Below are 16,717 nucleotides of genomic sequence, written 5' to 3'. Positions count from 1 at the left end.
GGGGCTGTTGCTGTCTGTTCGGCCCAGATAAAAACCCGCCCCGGTGAACCGGAGCGGGTCATGGTCGTCATTGCGATAGGAGGCGAGGCGCCTCAGGAAGGGTTCTGCTCCGCGGCGATCTTGCCGTCCGCAGCCTTCTTCCAGGTGTAGATGGCGTAGGCCGGCTGTGCCAGGTCGCCCTTTTTGTCGTAGGAGATCTCGCCGATCACCGTCTGGAACTTCTTGCCCGAATGCATGACCTCGGCGATCTTCTGCGGATCGGCGGACTTGGCCTCTTCGGCCGCCTGCGCCAACACCTGCACGCCGGCATAGGCCAGCAGGGTGAAGCCGGCCGGATCGGTGCCGCCCTCGCGGAAGCGCTTCGCCAGGTCGGCATTCGCCGGATAATCCTCGATCTTCGGCGCAAAGGTCATCAGCGTGCCGACCACGGCGTCACCGCCGATGGTGGCGAATTCCGGTGAGTTGAGGCCATCGGCGCCCATCATGATGGTCTTGCCGCCCTGGTCGCGCAGTTGCTTGAGGATCAGCGCGCCCTCGGTGTAGTAGCCGCCCCACAGCAGCACGTCGGCGCCGCTGGACTTCAGCTTGGTAACGAGACCGGAATAGTCCTTTTCGCCGGCGTTCACGCCTTCATAAAGGACTTCTTTCACGCCGGCATCGTTGAGGTATTTCTTCGCACCTTTGGCCAGGCCTTCGCCATAGGTCTGCTTGTCGTGCGCGATGGCGATCTTCTTGTCCTTGAAATGCGCCAGGACATAGTCCGCCCATACCTTGGATTGCTGGTCGTCGCGGCCGCAGGTCCGGAAGGTGTTCCACAGCCCGCGATCGGTCAGCTTCTCGCTGGAGGCAGAGGGAGTGACGTTGATGATGTTGTTGTCGGCATAGACATCCGAGGCGGCGATGGCACCGCCGGAGGTGACGTGGCCGACAACCCAGGTTATCCCGTCGCCCACGAATTTGTTGGCGACCGAGACGCTCTGCTTGGGATCGGCCTGGTCGTCACCGACGCTGATCTCGATCTTCTGGCCGAGCACGCCGCCCTTGGCGTTGATGTCCTTCACCGCCATATCGGCGCCTGCCTTGGCCTGCAGGCCGTAGGAAGCAGCGGGGCCGGTCATCGGGCCACCGACGCCGAGCTTGATCTGCGCCTGCGCGCTGCTGCCCAAGGCGAGGCCCGCTGCGAGTACAGCGCCGGCCAATGAAAGTTTGTTCATGGGGTTCTTCCCTGTTGTACTGGGCGCAGACCGTTCTTTTCTGGACCGGTTCGGCTGCGCCCGATGACGCCATTGTCTAAATTTCCAGCGGCTTGTCACGGAAATTCAGGCGAATTCGCAAAGGGGAGGGCAGCCTGGCCATCTCCCCCTGCGTCATGTCCCATGTCGCGGCCCGATCCGAGCCGCGAATAGGAGGCCTCCAAAGAAATCGCCCCAGCGAACCGGGGCGATTGAGATATTACGAAGAATGAAGGCAGGTCACTTGTTCTGGAAGAAGTCGATCTTGCCGTCGGGACCCTTCTTCCAAGAGAAGATGACGTAGTCGATCTGCTTCATGTCGCCCTTGTCGTCATAGGAGACGTCGCCGATCACCGTCTTGAAGGCCTTGCCCGAATGCATCACTTCGGCCATCTTCTGCGGATCGGCCGATTTGGCTTCTTCCGCGGCCTGGGCCAGGACCTGCACGGCCGCATAGGCCTTCAGCGTATAGCCTTCCGGCGTGAAGCCGCTGTCCTTGAACTGCTTGACGATGGCGGCGTTGGACGGATCATCCTCGGCCTTGGGCGCGAAGGACATCTGGGTGCCGATCACGGCGTCGCCGCCGATGGTGGCGAATTCAGAAGAGACCAGGCCGTCGCCCGAGACCATCACGGTCTGCATACCCTGGTCGCGCAACTGCTTGAGGATCAGGGCCGCTTCGGTGTAGAGGCCGCCATAGATAAGCACGTCGGCGCCGACGGCCTTGAGCTTGGTGACGATGGCCGAATAGTCCTTCTCGCCGGTGTTCACACCTTCGAACAGGACTTCCTTCATGCCGTCGGCAGCCATCAGCTTCTTGGCATTCTCGCCCAGGCCCTGGCCATAGGTGGTCTTATCGTGGACGATGGCGACCTTCTTGCCGGGATAGGTGGCCTTGACGTAATCCACCCAGACCTTGGCCTGCTGGTCGTCACGGCCGCAGGTGCGGAACATGCCCCAGAGCTTGCGGTCGGTCACCTTCTCGTTGGTGGCGGCCGGGGTGATGGCGACGATGCCATTGTCGCCATAGACCTCGGAAGCGGGGATGGTCACGCCGGAGTTGTAGTGTCCCACCACCCAGGTCACGCCGTCGCCGACGAACTTGTTGGCGACCGAAACGCCCTGCTTGGGATCGGACTGATCGTCGCCGACCGTCGATTCCAGCTTCTGGCCGAGCACGCCGCCGGCGGCGTTGATGTTCTTGATGGCGAGTTCCGCGCCCTGCTTGATCTGGGCTCCGGAGGCCGCACTCGGACCGGTGATCGGTGCGCCGATGCCGATCTTGATCTGCGCGAAGGCGGACGTGCTGAGCAGCAGGCCTGCCGCCAGCGCTGCGCCTGTCAACCAGACTTTTTTCATGTCGTTCTCCCAGTGGATTGGTGGAGCTTGCGGCTCCGGTCTGCGGATAGTCAGGACGTGAACGAGGCCGTCAGCCCAAGTTGCGCGTACAGCTCATCCGATTTCCTTGTTGCTTGTATGCGGTCATTCTGCGCTCGATCGTGCACTCCAGCCAAGCGCACCCGATCGCTGGAACATCCAGCCATATTTGCCGACCATCTGCTTGGCGAGCCGGACGCGATAGGACAACAGGCCGATGAGCTGGATGATGACGAGGTCGACCACGAAATAATAGGGCGAGAACATGTTGCCCCCGAACGGCGCCTGGTGAAGGAAGCGCACGCCCATGGTCAGCAGCACCAGATAGAAGAACAGGATCGGGTAGCGGCTCCAGGTCGAGGCGCTGGCCTTGCCGGTCATCCAGGCGGCCCAGCCACCCATCAGCAGCGTGACCAGCACGAAGACGAAGGGACTGTCCTCGTAGAGGTAGGTTTCCATCTCAATGACCCCCTTCCAGATAGGCTGCGCGCACCTCGGGCCGGGCGAGCAGTTCCTTGCCGGTGCCGGACATGGTGATCTGGCCGTTGACCATGACATAACCTCGATGCGCCAGGCGCAGGGCATGAAAGGCATTTTGCTCGACGAGGAAGACGGTCAGCTTCTCCGTCTCGTTGAGCACCCGCACCGCGTCGAAGATCTGTTTGACGATCAGCGGTGCCAGGCCGAGCGAGGGCTCGTCCAGCATCAGAAGGCGCGGCCGGCTCATCAGGGCGCGGGCAATTGCCAGCATCTGCTGTTCGCCGCCCGAAAGCGTACCGCCGCGCTGGCTGGCGCGTTCCTTCAGACGCGGGAAGAGCGTGTACATGCGCTCGAGATCGTCGGCGAAATGGGCATTGCCGTCGATCTCGGCTCCCATCTGCAGGTTCTCGTAGACCGTCATGCGCTGGAAGATCCGCCGTCCCTCGGGGGATTGGGCGATACGCAGCCGGGCGATCAGGTGCATCGGCATGTGGGTGATGTCTTGCCCGTCGAACGAAATCGAACCGACACGGCATTTGGGCGAACCGAAGACCGTCATCATCAGGGTCGACTTACCGGCGCCGTTGGCGCCGATGATGGTGACGATCTCGCCCTGGTTGATGTCGACGTCGACACCTTTGAGAGCGTGGACCTGTCCGTAATAGGTGTGGACGCCGCGGACGGCCAGCAGGGGCGAGGACATGCTCAACTCTCCGTTTCCTCGTCGGTGCCGAGATAGGCGGCGATCACGGCTGGGTCGTTGCGGACCTGCTCGGGCGTGCCGTCCGAGATCTTGGTGCCGTAATTGAGCACCACCACATGGTCCGAAATCTCCATGACCACGGACATGTCATGCTCGATCAGGAGAAGAGAGGTGTCGTGATCGCTGCGGATCGTGCGCAGCAGCTTGTTGAGATCGAGGCTTTCCCTCGGATTGAGGCCGGCGGCCGGTTCGTCCAGGCAAAGCAGCACCGGCTCGGTGCACATGGCGCGCGCGATCTCCAGGCGGCGCTGGTCGCCATAGGGCAGGCTGCCGGCCGGATCGTCGGCTCGGGCCATCAGGCCGGTCTTGTCGAGCCAGTATTTCGCCTTCTCGATCGCAGCCTTCTCGGCATGGCTGTAGGTGGGCAGCCCGAGAATGCCGAAGACGGAGAAGCCCGACGCGCGCATCAGGTGGACATGCTGGGCGACCAGCAGGTTCTCCAGCACCGTCATGCCCGCGAAGAGGCGGATGTTCTGGAAGGTTCTGGCGACCTTGGCCTGGCGGGAGACCATGAAGTCGGGCATGCGCTCGAGCAGGTAGAGCGTGTCCTGGCCATGGCTCAGCTTTTGCTGGGTGGTTGCGGTCAGGGCATCGAATTCGCCCCAGGCCGCCACCGAGCCGTGACGCAGGCCGATCCGGCCTTCGGTCGGCTTGTAGAAGCCGGTGATGCAGTTGAACACCGTGGTCTTGCCGGCGCCATTGGGGCCGATCAGGGCGGTAATGTCGCCCCGGCCGCAATTGAAGGAGACGGCGTTGACGGCGGTGAGGCCTCCGAACCGCATGGTCAGCTTCTCGACCTTGAGGATCGGATCGCTGTGCCAGTGCTGTTCGGGATGGGCGTGCGAGGCGAGGGCGGGATCGATCATGTCGTTGTTCTCGGGCGCGCTCATCCGTGACCTTCCTGTACGAGGGCGCCAGAGACGATCTTGCGTTCCTTCAGATAGACGGTGGGAGCACGGTTGGAGATGAGACCGCGCGGCTTCCACAGCATCATCGAGACCATGGCGAGGCCGAAGATCATGGGGCGATACTGGCTCGGGTCGAAGTCGGGCCCGAAGATCCACTTCATGAAGGTCAACTCACGCAGGATCTCCGAACCGCCGACCAGCAGGACCGCTGCCACGACCACGCCGAGCAGGCTGCCCGAACCGCCGAGCACGACGATTGCGAGCACCATCACCGATTCCTGGAACACGAAGCTCTCGGGATTGATGAAGCCCTGCTTGGCCGCGAAGAAGGCGCCGGCGAGACCGCCGAACAGGGCGCCGCTGGCGAAGGCTGCGAGCTTGGTGGTGGTGGTGTTGATGCCGAGCGAGCGGCAGGCGATCTCGTTCTCGCGCAAGGCTTCCCAGGCGCGGCCAACCGGCAGCCTGCGCATGCGGCTGGTGATGTAGGCCGTCATCACTGCGAGAATGAGGATGACATAATAGAAGAAGATCTTGCCGTGGATCGGCGAGAAGGCGAGGTCGAAGGTCTTGGCAAAACCGTTGGGGCCGGCGGTGAAGGGAATGCCGAAGAAGGTGGGCGGCTTGATCGAGGTGATGCCGTCATTGCCGTGGGTGAAGGATTTCCAGTTCACCAGCACGCTGCGGATGATCTCGCCGAAGGCCAGCGTGACGAGGGCGAGATAGTCGCCGCGCAGGCGCAGCACGGGAAAGCCGAGGATGATGCCCCAGAGCGCGGCGAGGAACCCTGCGATCGGCAGGCATTCCCAGAAGGTCATGCCGTAATAGACCGACAGGAGCGCGTAGGAATAGGCGCCGACCGCGTAGAAGGCGACATAGCCCAGGTCCAGGAGGCCGGCCATGCCGACCACGATGTTCAGGCCCCAGCCCAGCATGATGTAGATCATGATCTGGATGCCGTAGCTGTCGATCCACTTCAGCGAGCCCTTGTCGCCGAGGGTACCCAGCATGACGAGGGGGAAGACGAGCGCGAGCCCGGCTCCGAACCACATCACCCAGGGCGACATGCCGATCCGCGACATGGTCTGGGCGAATTTGGAGGGGGTCTTGTGTTCCGGGCGCTGCGGGCGCAGCAGCACGAAGAGGCGGACAGCCAGGATGAGGCCGACGATCACGGCGGTGGTGATCAGGCCGCCGAAGCGTTTGCCGAAGCCGAAATCGGGGTTGAGGAAATTCAGGCGGAAACTGTTGGTCGCCTGGTCCGAATAGGTCGTCAGCCCCACCACCGGCAGGAACATGCAGGTGGAGACCGCTGCCCAGAAGATGAGATCCTTGAACAGGTCGGCCGATGAAATGCGCGTGGTATCGGATTCGGCCATGATCACACCTTCTCCACTTCGGGGCGTCCCAGCAGGCCTTGCGGCATGAAGATCAGCGTGATGGCGAGCACCGAGAACACGGCGACGTCGCGATAGGCCGCTACGTCGCCCTCGAAGGATCCCTCCCACAATTTTTCGATCAGGCCGATCAGCATGCCGCCCAGCACCGCACCGGGCAGGGAGCCGATGCCGCCGAGGACCGCGGCGGTGAAGGCCTTGACGCCGGGCACGAAGCCGTCACGGAAGTTCACGGAACCGTAGAGCACCAGAAACATCAGGCCGGCGACGGCGGCGAGGGCGGCGCCCATGATGAAGGTGATCGAGATGGTGCGGTCGACATCGACGCCGAGCAGGGCGGCCATCTTGCGGTCTTGCTCGCAGGCGCGCTGGGCGCGGCCGAGCGAGGTCCGGGAAACGATGTACCAGAAGATTGCCAGCAGCACCGCCGTGGTGACGAAGATCAGGATGGCCTTGAGCGAGAGCGAGGCGTCCATGGCGCGTCCGTCCGAGGTGACCTCCGACCAGATCTGATATTTCGCGCTGAGGGCAGCGTCCACGGCGTGGGGGATCGCCTTGGATTCGGCGCCCTGGCTGACCTGTACGAAATTGGACAGGGCCATGGAGACGCCGATGGCGGAGATCAGCGGAGCGAGGCGGAAGGATCCACGCAGCGGGCGGTAGGCGATGCGCTCGATGGCCCAGTTCCAGATACTGGTGAGGACCATGCCGATTGCCATGACCACCAGCAAGGCCACGACGACCGACGAAAGTCCGAGCAAGGTTACCAGGATCACGAAACAGATGAATGCGATGATCGCGGAGAGCATGAACAGATCGCCGTGAGCGAAGTTCACCATGCCGATGATGCCGAACACCATCGTGTAACCTACGGCGATAAGACCATATAGCGATCCTACCGCCAGCCCGTTGATGAGCTGCTGTAAAAACTCTGCCATCGTCTACAAACTTTCCCCTCTGTCGACGCCGTCCTTGCTTCTCCTGGTCTCCCTTTGGCGGGATTTTTGCCTAAGAGACAGGCAGTCATTCGACGATTTCCTGTCATAGCAAGCGCTTTGCAAACTGACAATCACCGCGATGGTCTCGAAAGCGAAGTTTCTGGAAATCACGAAATATTTATGCAGCCCGACGAATTTTTTAGCGTCGGCTGGCGTTAGAAGCGTCAATTTTGCACCAGTAACGCCCAAAAAACGATTTAGCGACTGAATGGCTCCAGTCGTGCAGACGTGTAACGGCTGTTAGATTTCGTCTAGATCCACACAAAAATTTCGACGGCCATACTATCCTTCATCAGGGGAAAGAATATTGCTGAATAATTGCGCACACCCCTTGCACGCGAATGTTGCGGCGGCGGGGCGAGCAACAAAATGTCAGGTCGGGAGTTGTCGCAATTGCGCGAGCGCCTCCCTCGTGTCCACGTCGAAGCTTGCGGCGCTCGAAGAGACGGGAATCTCGACCACCGCATCGCCGTTGGCCTTGAGGATCTGCCGGCCTCCGGCGTCGCCCTCGATGGCCTGCAATTCGTCGAAGAATCGCCGTGCCCAGATCACGGGATTGCCGCGCTGCCTCTCAGTGACGGGAAGCACGATGAGGGCGCCCTTATCCGGTTCGAAGGCCGATATCAGCCGATCGAGCAGGGCGGCATCCACCAGCGGCATGTCGCCCAGCGCGATCAGGGCAGCGTCGCATTCGGCGGGCAGGGCCGCGATGCCGGCGCGCACGGAAGTGGAGAGGCCTTCGGCGAAGTCCGGATTGTGCACGAAGGAGACGGCCAGCCCGGCCAGGGCATCGCGAACCTCGGCCTGCTGGTGGCCGGTGACCACCGTGACCGAACCCGCCTTGCTGGCAAGCGCCGCTTCCACGGCATGACGGACCAGCGGCTTGCCGGCATAATCCTCCAGAAGCTTGTTCGATCCGCCCATGCGCGTGGAGCGGCCGGCAGCCAGGACGATGGCCGCGACGTGAGGAGGGCTCTCGCCCGTCTTCCCGGCCGCTGCGCGCGGCTGGGGACGGCTGACGATCTCCATCAGCAGGCCGCCGACGCCGAGGCCGACGATATCGGCACGGGTGACCGGCAGGCCGGCCAGCAGGCGGTGCAGGATCCAGTCGAAGCCGTTCTCCTTGGGCGAGCGCGCGCAGCCCGGCGCGCCCAGCACCGACATGGCGCCGGAACGCCCCAGCAGCAGGAGATTGCCTGGATCGACCGGCATGCCGAAATGTTCGACCGTGCCGCCCGATATTTCGATGGCTGCGGGGATGACGTCGCGCCTGTCGGCAATGGCCGAAGCGCCGAAGATGATGGTGAGGTCGGCCTGAGCTGCCTTGGCTTGATCGAGGGCAAGCGCCAGCGCCGGGGCCTGATGCGGCACCCTTTCGTCGAGGACGAGTGTGGCCTCGGCCGGCGCCAGGCGGTCCTTCAGCACCTGCAGGGTGCGGGCGATCACGCTTTCCTTCAGGCCCGGCAGCAAAGTGGAGATGGCGGCTACCTTGAGCGGGCGGAAGGGAGCGATCCGGATGATCGGGGCACCCAGGCTCGCAAGCGCGCGCTCGAAGGTCGGCGCCTCGACTGCAAAGGGGATGATCTTGACGGTTGCGATCATTTCGCCGGCCTTGACGGGATCAAAGGCAGGGAGGGTCGCGAAGGTGATGCTTTCGTCGATGGCGTTGACCCGATCGACGCCGTCACGGTCGATCACCAGCACGCCGGCCTGCTCGGCGAACAGATTGGCCCTGCCGGTGAAGGGCTCGGCCACGCGCACGCCTTCACCTCCCAATCTGGTGGCAATGTGCTCGGCGGCGATATCCTCGCCGACATCGCCGGGATCGAGCCTGGCGATGACGATGGACTCGACCCTTTCGCGGCGCAGCGCCTCGATTTCGGCTGGCCCGATATGCGTACCCTTCTTGAGGACAAGCCCCCCCTTGCGGATCGAATGGACAGCAACGCCGCCCTGGGCCTGGTCTATGGAAATCTCGCCGAAAAACATGGAAACACAGTCACTTATAACAGGGTTTTGACAGGACAGGCGACCTGGGTTGCCTCTCGCCACTCTCCAGTCGAAGCGCGGCAGTAATCTCTGCCATGATCGAGACGGCGATCTCGGCCGGGCTGATAGCGCCGATGTCGAGGCCGATGGGCGCCCGGATACGCGCCAGCGCGGCCTCGCCGACACCGGCCTCGCACAGCCGCTCGATGCGGCGCGCATGCGTCCTGCGCGAGCCCAGCGCCCCCACATAGAAGCACTCGCGTTCGAGCGCATGGATCAGCGCCCCATCATCGATCTTCGGGTCGTGGGTGAGGGCGACGAAGGCGGTGTAACGGTCGATGCCGAGGGGCGGCAAGGCGACATCGGGCCATTCGGCGAACAGTTTGACGTCGGGAAAGCGCTCTGGCGTGGCAAAGGCGGTACGCGGATCGACGATAACAGGATCCTGGCCGACGAGGCGGGCCAGGGGGACCAGCGCCTGGCTGATATGGACGGCGCCGATCATCACCAGGCGTACCGGCGGCACGTGGACGGTGATGAAATGGCGCCTGCCATCCTGCTCGACCGTGGCGGAGCGACCCTGCCGCAATTGCTGCGACAGCACGGAGGCCAGCGGATCGGCCGGGATCGCGCTTTCCTCGACCAGGCGTTCCTCGCCGGTCTCGAGATCGGTGACGAGAAGAACGGCCTTGCGGGTGGCTTTGGCCTGGTTGAGGGCCTGGAGGGTGGCAAGTTTCATGGCGGAGCCTGCGACAAATATTGCGAAGGAAAGCGGCCTTCAGTCCAGTTTTTCGACATAGACCCGGATGGTGCCGCCGCAGGACAGGCCGACCCGCCAGGCGGTCTCGTCGGCGACCCCGAACTCGATCAGGCGCGGCTTACCCTCTTGAATAACATCGAGTGCTTCGGTGACCACGGCGCCTTCCACGCAACCGCCGGAAACGGAGCCGAGAAAATTGCCGTCCTCGTCGATCACCAGGTTCGAGCCCGTCGGGCGCGGCGCCGAGCCCCAGGTCTCCACTACGGTGGCGATGGCGACCCCTTTGCCCTGTTCGCGCCATTGCTGGGCACTGGCGAGGATGTCGGTGTCGGAAGCGAAATTGCTGGTGGTATCACTCATCGAAATTGCTCCTTGAGACGGGCCTTTCAGCCGCAATGCAGTTCACTCGAGCGCCCTGGAGTTTGCATGACCTTTGTCATTGCCGGGCTTGACCCGGCAATCCAGGCCTGGGCCCCGCAGCGCGGGGGCTTCTGGATGGCCGGGTCAAGCCCGGCTATGACAATTCGGAGTGTTTCCTCCTTACGTCAGCTACAGGGCCCGTCAACCAACGCGTTTCAACCAGCTCCTGGGATCGGCGGCGGCGTCGGCTCTGCGGTCGAGGGCTTTGACCAGGTCGCCCATGCTCTTGAGATTGTGAATGGTCCTGAATTCGTCAACATGCGGCAGCATGGCCTTGATGCCGGCCGCGCGCGCTTCGAAGGCGTCGAAGCGCAGCAGGGGATTGAGCCAGATCAGGCGGCGGCAGGAACGATGCAGACGGTCGAGTTCCTTGGCGAGGCCGGGATCGACCTGACGCTCCAGCCCATCGGTGATCAGCAGCACCGTGGCGCCCTGGCCGAGCACGCGGCGCGACCAGTCCTTATTGAAGCGCTCCAGACAATGGGCGATGCGGGTGCCGCCATCCCAATCCTTGACGGCTCTGGAAGCATGTTCGAGGGCTTCGTCGGGATCGCGCGTCCTCAGTGAACGCGTGATGTTGGTCAGCCGCGTCGCGAACACGAAGGCATGCACGCGCCGGCCCTTTTCCGAGATCGCATGCAGGAAATGCAGAAACAGGCGGGAATAGTCCGCCATCGATCCGGATATGTCGCAAAGCGCCACGAGGGGCGGGTGCTTCTCGCCGGCCTGCCGATAGGCGATGGATACGAGATCGCCGCCGCTGCGCATGGCGGCTCTGAGAGTCCTTCTGAGGTCGATGACCTCGCTGCCTCCGGGCCTGAGGCGACGTGTCGGGACATTGTCGAAAGGCAGGCGCAGCCCTGCCATTTCCTTCTTGGCGGCAGCGATCTCCTCCGCGGTCATCTGGGCGAAGTCCCGCTCCTTGAGGATCTCGCGCTCCGACATGGTCAGGCGCGCGTCGAACTCGACGAGCTTCTTCTCCTCCACCTCGCGCGGCGGCTCCTTGTAGAAGGCATCGTTGACGCGCTGCGCGCCGGCCTTGGGCTTGGGCGGTTCCTTCATTGCCACCGCCTGGGGAGACATCATGGCGATGAGTTTTTCGGTCAGGGCGCGCTGGCGCCAGAACAATTCGAAGGCCTGGCGAAAGAGCAGCGATTGTTCGTGCCGCGTCACGAAGACGCTGTGCAGTGTCCAGTAGAAATCCTGCTTGCCCCCGAGACCGGCTGTCTCCACCGCCCGGATGGCATCGAGCACGCTGGCCGGGCCGACCGGCAGGCCGGCGTCGCGCAGGAGGCGGCCGAAATAGGCGATGTTGTCGGCAAGCCTGCCGATCTCGGGGGGCGCTGTTTCGGCAGGCGGGATGTCAGGCATGGGCCTGCGCCCCGGCCTTGACGCTGTCGATCAGCCTTTTGGCCTGGCTGCCGGAGAGGCGGGCAATGTCGTCCTGATATTTCAAGAGCACGCCGAGCGTGTCGGAGACGAGCGCGGGATCGAGCGCCACGGCATCGAGCTCGGTCAGGGCGGTGGCCCAGTCCAGCATCTCGGCGACGCCCGGCGCCTTGAACAGGTCCTCCCGGCGCAGCGCCTGCACGAAGCCGATCAGCTCGCGCGACAGCTTGGCAGGCACATGCGGCACCTTGCGGCGCAGGATCTCGAGTTCGTTCTCGGCGCTGGGGTAATCGACCCAGTGATAGAGGCAGCGCCGCTTGAGGGCATCATGGATTTCGCGGGTGCGGTTGGAGGTGATCACGACGATGGGCGGCGCTTCCGCCTTGACCGTGCCGAATTCGGGAATGGTGACCTGGAAATCCGAAAGGACCTCGAGGAGATAGGCTTCGAAGGCCTCGTCGGTGCGGTCGAGTTCGTCGATCAGCAGGATCGGCGCACCACCGGCCTGGGGGCGTACCGCTTCCAGGATGGGCCGGGCGATCAGGAAGCGTTCGGAGAAGAGATCGGAACCGAGGCTGGCGCGGTCGACATTGCCGCCGGCCTCGGCCAGGCGGATCTCGATCATCTGCGCCATGGTGTTCCATTCATACACCGCCGAGGCGATGTCGAGGCCTTCATAGCATTGTAGGCGGATCAGGGAGCGGCCCAGCGTCGCAGACAGCACCTTGGCGATCTCGGTCTTGCCGACGCCCGCTTCCCCTTCCAGGAAAAGCGGGCGGCCCATGCGCAAGGCGAGGAACAAGACGGTGGCAAGGTCGCGCCCGGCTACATAGTCGGCCTTGGCGAGTAGGGCGGCTGTTGCGTCGATGGAGGCGGGAAGGGAGGCAGGCAAGGCAAACTCCTGAAATCTGCCGGCACTATAGGACGAGTCCCTGCCAAGCGGAATTTCTCGATGGGGCCCATGAATGGGCAATGTCGAAAAACTCCGCAAGTCTTTGAGATCCTGCAGAGTTATCCTGATCGGGCCCGATCAGAAGGGGGCGAGGCCAGCATCGACGAAGGCCTGGCGGTAATGGGTGGCCGTGCCCGCATCGAAACAGCAGAACACGACGAGCGACGGGGGCGCCGACAGCAGCGGCAAGGTATCGATGACGGTCGCGACGGCGATCGTGGCCGCTTCGTCCGCCGGGTAACGGTAGATTCCGGTGGAAATGGCCGGAAAGGCGATCGAGGCAATGGCATTGGCCGCGGCGACTTCGAGGCTGCGCCGATAGCAGGAGGCGAGCTTGTCGGCCTCTCCCTGGGCGCCGCCATTGAAGACCGGGCCAACGGTATGGATGACATGACGGGCCGGCAGCCGGTATCCCCCGGTAATCTTGGCATCGCCCACCTTGCAACCGTTCAGCGTACGGCACTCCGCCACCAGCTCCGGCCCGGCGGCACGGTGGATGGCTCCATCAACGCCGCCACCGCCGAGCAGGGAGGTATTGGCGGCGTTGACGATGGCCTCCACCCCCAGCGTGGTGATGTTGGCGACGAGGACCGTCAAGCGGGTCTTGGCCAAATCGGTGGAGAATTCGGCTTCGGGCATGGTTCCTGAAGATGCGGGCATGCGCGCGCTTTCGGTCGGTGCAGGAGGCGGGAGCGCAAATGAGGGTCGCGCTCCCGGGGAGCAAAACGCTTTGGGTCGGTCACTTGGCGGCTGCGACGGCTCTCTTGGTCAGCACGCCGATCAGGTGGGCGCGGTAGTCGGCGCTGGCATGGATGTCGCCGTTGAGCCCCTTGGAGGCCAGGCTCACCCCGTCGAGCGATTTGGCATGGAAGCGCGACGACAAGGCTTCCTCCGCCTTGGTATGGCGGAACACGCCGTCCGAGCCGGCACCGGTGACGGCGACGCGCACCGAACTTCCCTTCTTGGCCACGAACACGCCGACGAGAGCGTAGCGCGAAGCGGGATTGGGGAATTTCTGATAGGCCGCCTTGGCCGGGATGGGGAAGGAGATCTTGGTGATGATCTCGCCTTCCTCCAGCGCGGTGTCGAACAGGCCGGTGAAATATTCGTCGGCCGGTATCTTGCGCTTGTTGGTGATGATGGTGGCGTTGAGGGCGAGGGCCGCCGCCGGATAGTCGGCCGCCGGATCATTGTTGGCGAGCGAGCCGCCGATGGTGCCGCGCGAACGCACCGCCGGATCGCCGATCATGCCGGCGAGGGCCGCCAGCGCCGGGATGGCCTCGCCGACGGTGGCGCTGTCGGCCACTTCGCCATGCGGCGTGGTGGCGCCGATGACGAGGTTGCGGCCCTTCACCTCGATACCGCTGAGGCCCTCGATCTTGGTGAGGTCGATCAGTGTGGTGGGGCTGGCAAGGCGCTGCTTCATGGTCGGCAGCAAGGTGTGCCCGCCGGCGAGCAGTTTGGCGTCCTCCGCCTTGGCGAGGGCGGCGACGGCGCCGCGGACGGAGGTCGGGCGCTGATAGGTGAACGGATACATCAAGGTTCTCCTGATGGAGACGAAGGGGAAAGGCGGGCGGCTGAGCCGCCCGCCGGCACATCATTCTGCGGCCTTCCTGGCCTTGGCGGCGCGCTGTACGGCGTTCCACACCACCTGGGGCGACGCCGGCATGGCAATGTCTTCGAGGCCGATGGCGTCGGTGATGGCGTTCATCACCGCCGGAGGCGCTGCGATCGCACCGGCCTCGCCGCAACCCTTGATGCCGAGCGGGTTGGAGGGGCAGGTGGTCTTGGTCATGCCGACATTGAAGGAGGGCAGGTCGTCGGCGCGCGGCATGCAATAATCCATGAAGGAGGCGGTCAGGAGCTGGCCGTCCTTGTCGTAGACCGCGCCCTCGAGCAGGGCCTGGCCGACGCCCTGGGCGATGCCGCCATGCACCTGGCCTTCGACGATCATCGGATTGATCAGCTCGCCGAAATCGTCCACCGCCGTCCAGCGGGCGATGGTGGTGACGCCGGTATCGGGATCGATCTCGACTTCGCAGATGTGCACGCCTGCCGGGAAGGTGAAGTTGGTGGGATCGTAGAACGCGCCTTCCTTGAGGCCGGGCTCGAGGTCCTGGCCCGAGAATTTATGGGCGATATAGGCCTGCAGAGCCACTTCGCCGAAAGCCAAGCCCTTGTCGGTACCGGCCACGGAGAAGCGCCCATCCTTGAACTCGATGTCGCCCTCGGACGCTTCCAGCACGTAGGAGGCGACCTTCTTGCCCTTGGCGATGACCTTGTCGACCGCCTTGACGATGGCCGACATGCCGACCGCGCCCGAGCGCGAGCCATAGGTGCCCATGCCGAACTGCACCTTGTCGGTATCGCCATGCACGACGGCGACCGAGTCGATGGGAATGCCGAGCCGGTCGGAGACCAGCTGCGCGAAGGTGGTCTCGTGGCCCTGGCCGTGGCTGTGCGAGCCGGTCAGCACCTCGACGGTGCCGATCGGATTGACGCGGATCTCAGCCGATTCCCACAGGCCGACGCCGGCGCCGAGGGAGCCCACCGCCTGGGAGGGTGCGATGCCGCAGGCCTCGATATAGGCCGAATAGCCCAGGCCCCTGAGCTTGCCGGCCCGCTCGGAGGCACGCCGACGGGCGCCAAAGCCCTTGACGTCGTGCAGTTCCATCGCCTTGTCGAGCGAGGCATTATAGTCGCCGGCGTCATAGGTCATGATCACCGGGGTCTGGTGCGGGAAGGACCGCACGAAGTTCTTCTTGCGGAACTTGGCTGGATCGAGGCCGAGTTCGCGCGCCGCCACCTCGACAAGGCGCTCGACCACGAAGGTCGCCTCCGGCCGCCCGGCGCCGCGATAGGCGTCGACCGGGGCGGTGTTGGTGTAGACGCCGTCGACCTCGGCATAGATCGCCGGGATGTCATACTGCCCCGACAGCAGCGGCGCATAGAGATAGGTCGGCACGCTGGAGGAGAAGGTCGAAAGGTAGGCGCCGAGATTGGCGATGGTATGGACCCTGAGGCCCGTGATCTTGTTGTTGGCGTCGATGGCGAGCTCGGCGCGGGTGACGTGGTCGCGGCCATGGGCGTCGGCCAGGAAGGCCTCGGTACGGTCGCCCGTCCACTTCACCGGCCGGCCGATGCGCTTGGCGGCCCACACGCACACCGTCTCTTCGGCATAGATGAAGATCTTGGAGCCGAAGCCGCCGCCGACATCGGGGGCGATCACGCGCAGCTTGTGCTCAGGTGCGATGCCGATGAAGGCCGACAGCACCAGGCGGGCGACGTGCGGGTTCTGCGAGGTGGTGTAGAGCGTATAGGCTTCATTGCCGGCATCGTAGTCGCCGACGGCCGCGCGCGGCTCGATGGCGTTGGGCACCAGCCGGTTGTTGACGATGTCGAGCTTGGTGATGTGCTTTGCCGCCTTGAAGGCGGTGTCCGAGGCTGCCTTGTCACCGAGATGCCACTGAAACACGGTGTTGTTGTCGGCCTCGGCATGGACCTGGGGCGCGTCCTTGGCCTGGGTCTTGGCAGTATCGACGCTGGCCGGCAGCGGCTCATAGGTGACGTTGATGGCCTCGGCACCGTCCTTGGCCTGTGCCAGGGTTTCGGCGAGCACCACGGCGACATGGTCGCCGACATAGCGAACCTTGCCCTGGGCCAGCGCCGGATGGGCGCCTGCCTTCATCGGCGAGCCGTCCTTGGAATGGATCATCCAGCCGCAGATCAAGCCGCCGATCTTGTCCTGCGCCAAATCCTCGCCGGTGAGGATCTCGATGACACCCGGCAGCTTGCGGGCCTCGCTGATGTCGATCGACGTGATCGCCGCATGGGCATGCGGCGAGCGCAGGAAATAGGCGTGGGCCTGGCCCGGGCGATTGATGTCGCCGGTATAATTGCCCTTGCCGGTGATGAAGCGGAAATCCTCTTTGCGGCGCACTGGTGCGCCGACGCCTGTGGCGTTCATGTCGTTCTCTCCCCCTGGAGCAAGGCGCGCTCGCCTGTGAACGCTTGCTGCTCCAATTCGCTGATTCGACGCGTCTTGCGATCTGATG

General features: G+C 63.9%; 14 protein-coding genes and 1 pseudogene. All 15 read right to left on the bottom strand.

Translation table 11 applies throughout. From position 1 onward, the window contains the following. Positions 1–92: 92 nt before the first annotated feature. Entirely contained in the window at positions 93–1,214 is a 1,122-nt protein-coding gene (locus ABXS05_RS32090) for a branched-chain amino acid ABC transporter substrate-binding protein (protein ID WP_311938794.1), read from the bottom strand. A 258-nt stretch (positions 1,215–1,472) separates the two neighbouring features. Next, positions 1,473–2,591: a branched-chain amino acid ABC transporter substrate-binding protein gene (locus ABXS05_RS32085; protein ID WP_068299299.1), complete on the bottom strand. Its 1,119-nt coding sequence runs from the start codon at positions 2,589–2,591 to the stop codon at positions 1,473–1,475. A 123-nt stretch (positions 2,592–2,714) separates the two neighbouring features. After that, entirely contained in the window at positions 2,715–3,068 is a 354-nt protein-coding gene (locus ABXS05_RS32080) for a DUF6867 family protein (RefSeq protein WP_311938797.1), read from the bottom strand. Position 3,069: 1 nt separating this feature from the next. Next, entirely contained in the window at positions 3,070–3,792 is a 723-nt protein-coding gene (locus ABXS05_RS32075) for an ABC transporter ATP-binding protein (protein WP_311938799.1), read from the bottom strand. 2 nt (positions 3,793–3,794) lie between these two features. Continuing rightward, on the bottom strand, positions 3,795–4,718 hold the full coding sequence (locus tag ABXS05_RS32070) for an ABC transporter ATP-binding protein (RefSeq protein ID WP_367626720.1): 924 nt from the start codon (positions 4,716–4,718) through the stop codon (positions 3,795–3,797). A 20-nt stretch (positions 4,719–4,738) separates the two neighbouring features. Next, a pseudogene (gene livM / locus ABXS05_RS32065) lies at positions 4,739–5,935 on the bottom strand (high-affinity branched-chain amino acid ABC transporter permease LivM); the annotation flags it as partial. A gap of 203 nt (positions 5,936–6,138) precedes the next feature. After that, positions 6,139–7,092, bottom strand: a complete 954-nt coding sequence (locus tag ABXS05_RS32060) for a branched-chain amino acid ABC transporter permease (protein WP_311938801.1) — start codon at positions 7,090–7,092, stop codon at positions 6,139–6,141. 432 nt (positions 7,093–7,524) lie between these two features. Further along, the gene (locus ABXS05_RS32055) at positions 7,525–9,141 is read right to left on the bottom strand and encodes an NTP transferase domain-containing protein (RefSeq protein WP_367626709.1); all 1,617 of its coding nucleotides are present in this window, start codon (positions 9,139–9,141) and stop codon (positions 7,525–7,527) included. A 10-nt stretch (positions 9,142–9,151) separates the two neighbouring features. Continuing rightward, entirely contained in the window at positions 9,152–9,880 is a 729-nt protein-coding gene (locus tag ABXS05_RS32050; RefSeq protein ID WP_311938805.1) for an XdhC family protein, read from the bottom strand. A 39-nt stretch (positions 9,881–9,919) separates the two neighbouring features. Further along, on the bottom strand, positions 9,920–10,261 hold the full coding sequence (locus tag ABXS05_RS32045; protein WP_068299280.1) for an XdhC family protein: 342 nt from the start codon (positions 10,259–10,261) through the stop codon (positions 9,920–9,922). Positions 10,262–10,462: 201 nt separating this feature from the next. Then, positions 10,463–11,692, bottom strand: a complete 1,230-nt coding sequence (locus ABXS05_RS32040) for a vWA domain-containing protein (RefSeq protein WP_311938808.1) — start codon at positions 11,690–11,692, stop codon at positions 10,463–10,465. Beyond that, positions 11,685–12,602: an AAA family ATPase gene (locus ABXS05_RS32035; RefSeq protein WP_311938810.1), complete on the bottom strand. Its 918-nt coding sequence runs from the start codon at positions 12,600–12,602 to the stop codon at positions 11,685–11,687. The genes ABXS05_RS32040 and ABXS05_RS32035 overlap by 8 nt, the downstream gene beginning before the upstream one ends. Positions 12,603–12,740: 138 nt before the next feature. After that, positions 12,741–13,322, bottom strand: coding sequence for an O-acetyl-ADP-ribose deacetylase (locus tag ABXS05_RS32030; protein ID WP_437178716.1), 582 nt, complete (start codon positions 13,320–13,322; stop codon positions 12,741–12,743). 79 nt (positions 13,323–13,401) lie between these two features. After that, the gene (locus tag ABXS05_RS32025; protein WP_367626708.1) at positions 13,402–14,199 is read right to left on the bottom strand and encodes an FAD binding domain-containing protein; all 798 of its coding nucleotides are present in this window, start codon (positions 14,197–14,199) and stop codon (positions 13,402–13,404) included. Between the two features lie 60 nt (positions 14,200–14,259). Then, on the bottom strand, positions 14,260–16,629 hold the full coding sequence (locus ABXS05_RS32020) for a xanthine dehydrogenase family protein molybdopterin-binding subunit (RefSeq protein ID WP_068299269.1): 2,370 nt from the start codon (positions 16,627–16,629) through the stop codon (positions 14,260–14,262). Positions 16,630–16,717: the final 88 nt, after the last annotated feature.

The organism is Labrys neptuniae, assembly GCF_040797145.1.
GTDB classification, from domain to species: Bacteria; Pseudomonadota; Alphaproteobacteria; order Rhizobiales; family Labraceae; genus Labrys; species Labrys neptuniae.
Note: the sequence above shows the minus strand (reverse complement) of the source record. Positions and strands in the feature narration are given on the sequence as shown.